The following is a 9,995-nucleotide window of genomic DNA, read 5'->3' as shown; positions in this document are numbered from 1 at the left end:
TTCCTGCAATTCGCTCAACATGGTTTGGAGCACAACGCCTTGTCGCATAAGGCTTTGAGGATTGTTCAGGGTCGACTAAGTAAGCAATATCGTTTGATCCCGGGCGCGCGAGCATCACGATGCCGCGCGCCTTTGTTTTCTTCTTCGGACCGGGCCCGTCTCGCCTGGCCACCTCTCTCATACGTGTCGTGTGACGTTCGCGCTGAGTGCGAGGATCACCGATCGTCTCTCATTCTCAGAAAAGTCTCAGGCTCTCGCTTTGTCGTCTCGTGGCGACGATGTCGAGTGGCCGTTGCGCGGCCGCGTGCACCAGTTTGATCGACGCAATATCGCTTCAAAAAGCGTAATAAACCGTTGATAAGACGACTCTCATAATCTTCGAGATTACTGGGAAATCCGGGGCTTCTTCTATATATTGAATTCAGAAGTTTTCGCTATCCGGCGGGCGATCTGAATTCCTAAGGAATTCCTGTGTTGCTCCTGTCTCTACCGCTCCACACTGCACCTTGGCGTGGGTCAACGCCGGTCCCCAGGGACGGAGAAACAAGAAGCTCTCCGTTTCAAAAATCGCAATTCGCAATTTTGGGATATCAATTCGATGACCGTTCGAATCGGAATATCAGTAGTCACGCATCAGGGCCAGAATATCTGGCAAAACGGCCTCGGCCAGAACGTGATTTTCCTGGCTGAAGCATTGCAGAAGCTGCCTTTCGTCGAAGACGTTTCGCTTATCGATGTCGGCGATCAGAACGCCATGCCGCCGCAGGTGGATATGGCCTCCAAGGGCCTGCGCATCATCCGCGCGCAAGACGCGACGGACACCGTGGACGTCATCTTCGAGATGGGCGGCGCGCTGGATACGCAGTGGCTCGATCTCATGCGCGCCCGTGGCAAGAAGGTCGTGTATTACTGCTGCGGTCAGCCTTATGTCGGCCTCGTCGAAGCGCCGATTTTCGACAAGCCCGTGCACTCCATGCGCCCGGACCGCTACGACGAAATCTGGCTGATGCCGAAGGACCGTCTCTCCGTTCCGATGATGCGCACGCTGCACCGCTGCGACGTTCATCTGATTCCGTTCATCTGGCATCCGCAGTTTCTCGAGAAGCGCATCGCGGAAGTGAGCGATCACGGTCTTCGTTACGAATATCAACCGCGCACGGACGCGTCCGCCAAGCCGCTCACGCAGACGCAGGGTTTCCGCGTTGCAATGTTCGAGCCGAATATTTCGGTGGTGAAAACCTCGAGCATTCCCATGCTGGTTTGCGAAGAAGCGTACCGGGAAGATCCGTCGAGCGTTTCGCATATGCACGTGCTCAATTCCGTGCATATGAAGGACCACCCCACGCTGGTGCACATGGCCAACTCGATGAACATCGTGAAGGACAGCAAGGCCACCTTCCACGGTCGCAACGACATTGCCGGCTTCATGGCGCAGTACGCGGACGCCGTGGTGTCGCACCAGTGGGGCAATGACCAGAACTATCTCTACCTCGACGTGCTGTACGGCGGCTATCCGCTGATCCACAACTCGCCGTGGCTCGAAGCCGGTTACTACTACCCGGACTTCAACGCGCAGGAAGGCGCGCGTCAGTTGATGCGCGCCGCGCGTGAGCACGATGCGTCGCTCGCCGACTACCGGGCGAAGGCGCAGCGCGTGATCGATTCGGTGAACCCATTCAGCCAGGCCAACCTGAACGCTTTCGCGGACCGGTTGCTGCATCTCTGCAAACGTACTGAGGCGAAGTTGAGCGTATGAGCAAGTCAAGCAAGTCCCGCATGCCGGACCGGATCAACGTCGGCGTTTCCATCTACATCCGCAAAGGTGAGCAGTCGCTCTGGGAAAACGGCATCTTTCAGAACTGTCTGTATCTGGTGATGCTGCTCAAGCGCTCGCCGCGCGTGAAGAACACCTATCTCGTGACGGGCGGCGGCGACGGCGGGCCGGAAGACGCCAAGCGCTTCCTGCAGGATTCGCCGGTGCCGCTCATCGACATGGAAACGGCTACTTCGAAGCTCGACGTCATGATCGAAATGAGCGCGCAGCTCAATCGCGAATGGTCGGTCAAGTTTCGTGAACGCGGCGGCAAGATTATTACGATGCGTGTCGGTAACGACTACGTCATCGATATCGAGCGCATGGTGTTCAACCTGCAACACGCGCTGCTGATTTCCGGCGCGCCGTATGACGAAGTGTGGACGCTCCCCGAGTACGAAAAAAGCTGTGCGCCGTATTTCCAGACGCTGTTCCGCGCTCCGGTCAAGCTCATGCCGCACCTGTGGAGCCCGATCGTACTGGATCGCGAAGCCGCGAAGCTTCCGGAAGGCCAGACGTTTGGTTATCAGCCGGGAAGGCGCCGCTGGCGTGTCGGCATTTTCGAGCCGAACGTCTGCATGGTGAAAACGAGCTATATCCCCATGCTTTCGTGCGAAGTGGCGCATCGTGAGAATCCTGACATGCTCGAACGCGTCTGGGCGTTCAATACCTTCAAGCTGAAGGATCACGCGGCTTTCTCGGGCTTTGCGAACAGTCTCGACTACGTCAGGCACGGGCTCGGCAACTTCGAAGGGCGTTTCCCCTTCGCGCAGATCGTGCCGTCCCACGTGGACGCCGTGGTCAGCCATCAATGGGAAAACCCGCAGAACTACGTTTATTACGAAGCGCTGCACGGTGGCTATCCGCTGATTCACAACTCGCATCTGATCGATGACACCGGCTACCGCTATCACGATTTCGATTGTGAAGAGGGCGGCCGCGCGCTGGTGCGCGCCTTCGCGGAGCATGACGAAAATCTGCAGAGCTATCGCGCGACCGCCTCCAAGTTCCTGCGCAAGCTCGACCCTGAAAGCGAAGAGAACGTGCGGATCTATACGGAAGCAATCGAGTCGGTGTACGCCAGGACGTAAATATGAAGAGCAAGATTCAGAAATCGGGCGCGAGGGCGCGCAGCGCAACGAAGAAGTTGCGAATTGGTATCACCATCGGCTTGCACAACGAAGCCGAAACGCTGTGGAACAACGGCATCAAGCAAAACGCGGTGTTTCTCGCGGAAGCGCTGCGCAACTGCCCGAATGTGGAAAGCACGGTGCTCGTCAACACGACGCACATTCCGATCACGGACAAGCTGCCGTGGGATCTGAAGCGCTGGCCGACAGTCACTTTCGCGGACGCGAAGGACAACATCGATGTGCTGATCGAACTCGGCGGCCAGATCGATCCGGCGGCGACCGAATATCTGAAGCAGCGCGGCGCGCGCCTCGTCTCGTATTGCTGCGGCTTCGAGTACGTCCATGCAATGGAGTCGATCCTGTTCAACAAGCCGAGTTTCGGCGAGAACCTGTTCGTCAACCAGCGCTACGACGACATCTGGATGATCCCGCAGGTCGACAACATCAGTAAGCCGTATTTCGAGGTGCTGCGCCGGCAGACCGCGCAGGTCGTGCCGTTCATCTGGAGCCCGGTTTTCCTGAATGCGCGCACGGCGAATTTGCCGAACAACGGGGAATACCAGCCTCGCAACGGTCCGAGACGGCTCAGCGTGATGGAGCCGAATATCAACGTTGTGAAATTCTGTCTTTATCCGACGATGATCTCGGAACTCGCCTATCGCGAACGTCCGGATGCGATTGAATTGATGCAGGTGACCAACGCGCAACATCTTGCAATCAATTGCAAAGAATTTATCGCGTTGATGAATCAGCTCGATATCGTTCGGCAACACAAGGCGGTTTTCCTCGGACGCTTCGATACGCCGACGTTTCTGGCGGAGAAAACGGATATCGTCGTGTCGCATCAATGGGAAAACCCGTTGAACTATTTTTACCTCGAGGTTTGCTGGCAGGGGTATCCGCTCGTGCATAACGCAACGTTCTGTACGGACCTCGGGTATTACTATCGTGACAACAATGTGGCGGAAGGTGCGAAACGTGTAATCGAGGCGATCGAAACGCATGATGCACAACTTGCGCAATATCGAGATGCGCAGCGGGCGGCGATTTCGCGCTTTCTGCCGGATAACGCCGAGCTGGTTCGCGGATATGCAGGGCTGCTCGATACTCTGATCGAGAAGCCAATTCGGTAAATCATCTTCAGCCGCTGTTCTGGCGGCTTATGTTGACGCGGGGCGCGATTGCATCGATCGCGCTCTGCAGTCATGTCTCTCAGAATCAACTGAAACTTGAACATCAATATCCACAGTAGCTGCTGTGGATCATCAGGCCGTCTTCGCCTTAAGGCACTGATCGTTTCGGTACTTCAATAAGAGTTTGATGAGACGAATATAAGCATTATCTCAATGTCTGTGAGCCGATTTTTATCAATCTGCTTGCAGTGTGTTGCTCCACGACGCCACACGCACCGAGTCTCCCTTGAATTTAAGACATGTCCGCTTCATCGAGGAGGCGGGCTTCAATATTCTGTGCCGTGGTCAAAGATGTTTTCCTTTGTTTTTGTAAAAGACGCTGGCTTTAAGTGGGTCGAATCGGTTTATGAACAAGTCATACCGCAGTATTTGGAATGAGAAAGTAGGGACGTTCGTCGCGGTCGCGGAAACCGCGATGGCGTGCGGCAAGAAGAGTTCTGGTGGCGCGGTATGCGACTCCGACGAGCAAACGCCTTACTCGTCTGAGCAAGGCGCGTCACGCATGTTCAAAGCGAGTCTGCTATGGGCCGCGGGCGTCGGGATCACATCTGCACTCTTTGGTGTTGCTCCCATTGGAGCAGGCAGTGCTTGGGCTGCGGGTGGAATGATCAATGCCTGTAGCAACGGTTCGGGTTATGGACTTTGGACAAGTGGTGCGGGACCCGTCAGCGACGCAGCAAACGCCGGTGCCTGCGGTGGCAGCAACCCGGCGGTACCCACGGGATTCAACGGAGTCTATCTAACCGACGATTTCGGTAATGCTCAGTCCGCGTACATGGCGATCGGCAACGACAAGGTGATCTTGGGCGCTAAGTCCAAGATCCAGTTCCAGCAAGTCTTGGACATGTACTCGAATAAGATCACCAACCTTGCGGATGGCGCTATCTCGAGCGGTAGCATGGATGCGGTCAATGGTGGGCAATTGTTCACGGTATCTAGCTCGCTGTCCACTGCGGTGAGCTCCGTGTCTCGTTCGCTTTCAACCGGAATCTCGTCGCTCTCCACCAACATGAGTTCGCTGTCCACGGCGTGGAACAGCGCATCGACTAGTCTGTCTACGGGGGTAAGTTCAATCTCGACAGGTTGGAACTCGGCATCGACCAGTTTGTCGACGGGCATGAGTTCGATCTCGACCGCGTGGTCTTCGGTGTCCACGGGCGTGAGCTCGCTGTCGACTTCGACCTCCACGGCGATCAGCTCGATGTCGTCCAGCGTAAGCTCGATGTCGAGCGGCATCAGCTCGCTGTCGACGGGTCTGAGCTCGCTGTCGACCTCGACCTCGACGGCCTTCAGCTCGATGTCCTCGAGCGTGAGCTCGATCTCCACGGGCATGAACTCGCTGTCGAGCTCGACCTCGACCTCGATCAACTCGCTGTCCACGGGTCTGCGCGACGCGGTCATGTACGACGACTCGACGCACAGCACGGTGACGCTGGGCGGCAAGGGCACGGGTGCTGCGCCGGTGAAGGTGACGAACGTCGCTGACGGCACGAGCGCTACGGACGCGATCAGTTACACCGACTCGCAAGTCAACGTGCTTCAGGGCCAGGTTTCCGGCGTCGCACGCAGCGCATACTCGGGCATTGCCGCGGCTAGCGCCATGGCGATGATCCCGAACATCGACCAGGACAAGAACATCTCGGTCGGTGTGGGTGGCGCGACCTATCAGGGCTATGCAGCAGCAGGCTTGGCCGTGAACTTGCGTGTGACTCAGAACCTGGTGATGAAGGCGGGCGCAGCGAAGAGCAACGGCGGCACGGTGTATGGAGCTAACGCTTCGTATCGCTGGTAAGCCATCGTTTTCCCGGGCGCAAGCTCGGGAAGCCTGAGCGATTGAGCAGTCAGCAATCGCTCAGGCGCGTGCCTCGTATTCGGTTACTCAATCAACGAACATGATCTCCAGAATTCTTTTCGTGGTTTTGGCGGCTGTCGGCGTACTTCAAGGATGTACGACAGATAGCGGTCTCACCTACACATCCAACAAGGTGAACATTGCGGGGAAGGGCGAAGCGTATCGCGTCACCTGTAACGGCTTGTTCCAGTCTCAGAATGCGTGCATGGCCGGCGCCGTCCGGATTTGCGCTGACAAGCAGGTCGTCCTGCTGGAAGCAATTGACGGTGTCAAAGGTGCACAGGCGCGCAATAACGCGCGTGAGGTCACTTTCATGTGTCAAGGGAACGCGACGCAGAAGCCAGCCTCCTGACCTTCGCACGCTGTTGTGACGCGGCGGCCTTTAAAGGCACGCCGTGACGAAGACCGGCGCTCGACCAGAGCGCCGGTCTTTTTTTGCATCGTTTCACTTTCGATCGCTTTTGAGGTCTGTTTCCCGGCTTACAAGTAAAATTCCGTTGCCCAGCGCCGTGTTTGCGCTTGCCGGATGCTGACCTTGTTGTGCAGTGCAGCGACGGCAAACGCATACATAGCGCAAAAACCTCAACAAAATCAACGGAGGCGTTATGCCAGCTGTCCACGGGAGCATGCTGCTGCTCTATGCGGTGATCGCGATCGCGGTTCTGATCCTGATGATCGCCCGCTTCAAGGTTTACCCGTTCCTCGTCCTCATGATCGTGTCGGTCCTGCTGGCCCTCGCGGTCGGCATGCCGATGGACAAGATCGTCAAGTCGTTCGAAACCGGGAACGGCAACACGCTCGGACACATTGCCGTCGTGGTGGGTCTCGGAACCATGCTCGGCAAGATGATGGCCGAATCCGGCGGCGCGGAGCGCATCGCCAATACGCTGATCAATCTGTTCGGCGAGAAGAACATTCACTGGGCGATGATGGTCGTGGCGATCATCGTTGGCTTGCCGGTGTTCTTCGAGGTCGGTTTCGTGCTGCTGATTCCGATTGCGTTCAACGTCGCCAGGCGCACCGGCAAGTCGCTGCTGTTGATCGGCCTGCCGATGGTCGCCGGTCTCTCCGTCGTGCACGGCCTGATTCCGCCGCACCCGGCCGCGCTGCTCGCCGTACAGGCGTATCACGCCGATATCGGCAAGACGATCGCGTACGGCCTGATCGTGGGTGTGCCGACTGCCATCGTCGCCGGCCCGCTGTTCGCGCTGATGATCCACAAATACGTGAAGCTGCCCGACGCCAACGCGCTCGCCGACCAGTTCACGCAAAAGCATGGCGATACCCAGAAAAAGCAGGCGCTGCCGAGCTTCGGCATCACGCTGTTCACCATCCTGCTGCCGGTCATTCTGATGCTGGTCGGAAGCTGGGCGGATCTGGTCTTCACGCCGAAAACGCTGCCGAACGACCTGCTGCGCTTTATCGGCCAGTCGGATATGGCCCTGCTGATCGCCGTGCTGGTCAGCTTCTGGACCTTCGGCGCGAAGCAGGGCTTCAACCGCGAGCAGATCCAGAAGTTCTGCGGCGAATGTCTTGCGCCGATCGCGGGCATTACGCTGATCGTCGGCGCGGGCGGCGGCTTCGGCCAGGTTCTGCGCGACAGCGGCATTTCGCAGCAGATCGTCTCGAGCGCATCGTCGGCGCATCTGTCGCCGCTGCTGCTCGGCTGGTTCGTCGCCGCGCTGATCCGCCTGGCCACCGGCTCCGCGACGGTCGCAATGACGACCGCCTGCGGCATCGTCGCGCCGATCGCGGCCGCGGCGGGCGGTAACACGAGCCCGGAGCTGCTGGTGCTCGCCACCGGCTCCGGCTCGCTGATCTTCTCGCATGTGAACGATGGCGGCTTCTGGCTGATCAAAGAGTATTTCGGGATGACGGTCGGCCAGACGTTCAAGACCTGGTCGTTGCTCGAAACCATCATTTCCCTGATGGGCCTCGGTTTGACCTTCGCGCTCGCGGCGGTCGTGTAAGGAGACTTCGATGATTTTGATCGCAATGGGCGTATCGGGCGCCGGCAAGTCCCTCATCGGCGAGATGCTGGCGGAGCGCCTGCACTGCTCGTTCACCGACGGCGACGCATTCCACAGCGCCGCCAACAAGGAGAAGATGCACAAGGGCATTCCGCTGACCGACGAGGACCGCTGGCCGTGGCTGCGCACGATTCGCGCGGCGATCGAGGAAAAGCAGCGCGCGAACGAGACGGCGGTGTTCACGTGCTCGTCGCTCAAGCGTTCGTATCGCGACGTGCTGCGCGACGGCGACAAGGATGTCTGCTTCGTCTATCTGCACGGCACGTTTGAGGTGCTGCACGAGCGGCTTGGATCGCGCACGGGGCACTTCTTCGACCCGTCCCTGTTGCAGAGCCAGCTCGACACGCTCGAAGAACCCGGCGACGACGAGGCGATCACGGAAAGCATCGAACTGACGCCGGAGCAGATCGTCGATAACGTGCTCGAAAAGCTCAAGACGCGCGGTGCATAACGAGTAGCAGAAAGCAAAAAGCCCCGGATCTTCCGGGGCTTTTTTGTGTCGTCAACGACTTAAGCGATGCGCTTGGCCAGTTCGACAGCTTTGCCGATATACGAGCCCGGCGTCATCTCCAGCAGCAGTTTCTTCGCGTCGGCCGGAATCGCGAGGCCGCCGATGAACGTCTGCAGCGCCTCACGCGTGATGCCCTTGCCGCGCGTCAGCTCCTTCAGTTGCTCATACGGATTTTCGATGCCGAAACGGCGCATCACCGTCTGCACCGGCTCCGCGAGCACTTCCCAGCAGTTGTCGAGATCTTCGTTCAGGCGCGCCGCGTTCACTTCGAGCTTGTCGAGACCGCGAATCAGCGCGTCATAGGCTAGCAGCGAATAACCGAACGCCACCCCGATATTGCGCAGCACCGTCGAGTCGGTCAGATCGCGCTGCCAGCGTGAAACCGGCAGCTTTTCCGAGAGATGGCGCAGCGTCGCGTTCGCGAGGCCGAGATTGCCTTCCGAGTTTTCGAAGTCGATCGGATTGACCTTGTGCGGCATCGTCGAGGAGCCAATTTCGCCGGCCTTCGTCTTCTGCTTGAAGTAGCCGAGCGAGATGTAGCCCCACACGTCGCGGTCGAGGTCGAGAAGAATGGTGTTCGCGCGCGCGACGGCGTCGAACAGTTCCGCCATGTAATCGTGCGGCTCGATCTGGATCGTGTACGGATTGAACGTCAGCTTCAGACGATTTTCGACGACATCCTTAGAGAACGCTTCCCAGTCGAACTCCGGATACGCCGACAGATGCGCATTGAAGTTGCCGACCGCGCCGTTCATCTTGCCGAGCAGTTCGACCTTCTCGATGCGCTGGATCGCACGCGCGAGACGCGCCGCGACGTTGGCGATTTCCTTGCCGAGCGTCGTCGGGCTGGCGGGCTGGCCGTGCGTGCGCGAGAGCATCGGCTGTTCGGCGTGCATGTGCGCGAGCTTGACCAGCCGCTCATAAACCGAGCGCAGCGCGGGCAGGATCACGCGTTCGCGCGCGCCTGCGAGCATCAAGCCGTGCGACGTGTTGTTGATGTCCTCCGACGTGCACGCGAAGTGGATGAACTCACTCGCGCGCTCCAGCTCCGGCTGCCCCTTGACCGACTCCTTGAGCCAGTACTCGACGGCCTTCACGTCGTGATTGGTGACGCGCTCGATGTCCTTGATGCGCGCCGCGTCGTGCGCGGTGAAGCGCTCGGCCAGGCCTAGCAGGAATTGCTCGGACGCCTCGGAGAAGCGCGGCACCTCGGCAAAACCGGCGCGCGACAGCGCGATCAGCCAGTGAATCTCCACCGTCACGCGATGGCGCATGAACGCGGCTTCGGAGAGCCAGTCGCGCAGGGCTTCGGTCTTGGCGGCGTAGCGGCCGTCGAGCGGCGAGAGCGCGGTGAGCGCGAAGAGGGTATCGGGACGGGTATCGGACATGATTGAGGCGCAGCCGGAAGGGAAAAGACGGGAGAACCGCGCATTTTACCATCGGATGCATCCCATTCCCGGGCG

8 protein-coding genes and 1 pseudogene are annotated in these 9,995 nt (G+C 58.9%); 8 read left to right on the top strand and 1 reads right to left on the bottom strand.

From position 1 onward, the window contains the following. Positions 1-598 precede the first annotated feature (598 nt). The 8 genes and pseudogenes from AWB79_RS36525 (at position 599) to AWB79_RS36490 (ending at position 8,472) form a co-directional block, all read left to right on the top strand. Positions 599-1,756 carry a DUF2827 domain-containing protein gene (locus AWB79_RS36525; protein WP_061172339.1) on the top strand — a complete coding sequence of 386 codons (1,158 nt, stop codon included), beginning with the start codon at positions 599-601 and terminating at the stop codon, positions 1,754-1,756. After that, positions 1,753-2,904, top strand: a complete 1,152-nt coding sequence (locus AWB79_RS36520; protein WP_061172338.1) for a DUF2827 domain-containing protein — start codon at positions 1,753-1,755, stop codon at positions 2,902-2,904. Before AWB79_RS36525 ends, AWB79_RS36520 begins: the two co-directional genes overlap by 4 nt. A gap of 2 nt (positions 2,905-2,906) precedes the next feature. Further along, positions 2,907-4,079, top strand: coding sequence for a DUF2827 domain-containing protein (locus AWB79_RS36515; RefSeq protein WP_061172337.1), 1,173 nt, complete (start codon positions 2,907-2,909; stop codon positions 4,077-4,079). 406 nt (positions 4,080-4,485) lie between these two features. Next, positions 4,486-5,061: pseudogene (locus AWB79_RS41120) on the top strand (ESPR domain-containing protein); the annotation flags it as partial. A gap of 408 nt (positions 5,062-5,469) precedes the next feature. Beyond that, positions 5,470-5,931, top strand: a complete 462-nt coding sequence (locus tag AWB79_RS40715; protein WP_061172335.1) for a YadA C-terminal domain-containing protein — start codon at positions 5,470-5,472, stop codon at positions 5,929-5,931. Positions 5,932-6,031: 100 nt separating this feature from the next. Next, complete coding sequence (locus AWB79_RS36500; protein WP_061172334.1) at positions 6,032-6,343, top strand: hypothetical protein; 312 nt, start codon at positions 6,032-6,034, stop codon at positions 6,341-6,343. Between the two features lie 253 nt (positions 6,344-6,596). Next, on the top strand, positions 6,597-7,961 hold the full coding sequence (locus AWB79_RS36495) for a GntP family permease (protein WP_061172333.1): 1,365 nt from the start codon (positions 6,597-6,599) through the stop codon (positions 7,959-7,961). A 10-nt stretch (positions 7,962-7,971) separates the two neighbouring features. Next, positions 7,972-8,472 carry a gluconokinase gene (locus AWB79_RS36490; RefSeq protein ID WP_061172332.1) on the top strand — a complete coding sequence of 167 codons (501 nt, stop codon included), beginning with the start codon at positions 7,972-7,974 and terminating at the stop codon, positions 8,470-8,472. Between the two features lie 59 nt (positions 8,473-8,531). Here AWB79_RS36490 and purB read toward each other — a convergent pair whose 3' ends face one another. Further along, entirely contained in the window at positions 8,532-9,920 is a 1,389-nt protein-coding gene (gene purB, locus AWB79_RS36485) for an adenylosuccinate lyase (RefSeq protein ID WP_061172331.1), read from the bottom strand. Positions 9,921-9,995: the final 75 nt, after the last annotated feature.

This window comes from Caballeronia hypogeia (genome assembly GCF_001544875.2).
Classification (GTDB): domain Bacteria; phylum Pseudomonadota; class Gammaproteobacteria; order Burkholderiales; family Burkholderiaceae; genus Caballeronia; species Caballeronia hypogeia.
This window is presented reverse-complemented; position numbering and strand designations above follow the sequence as displayed.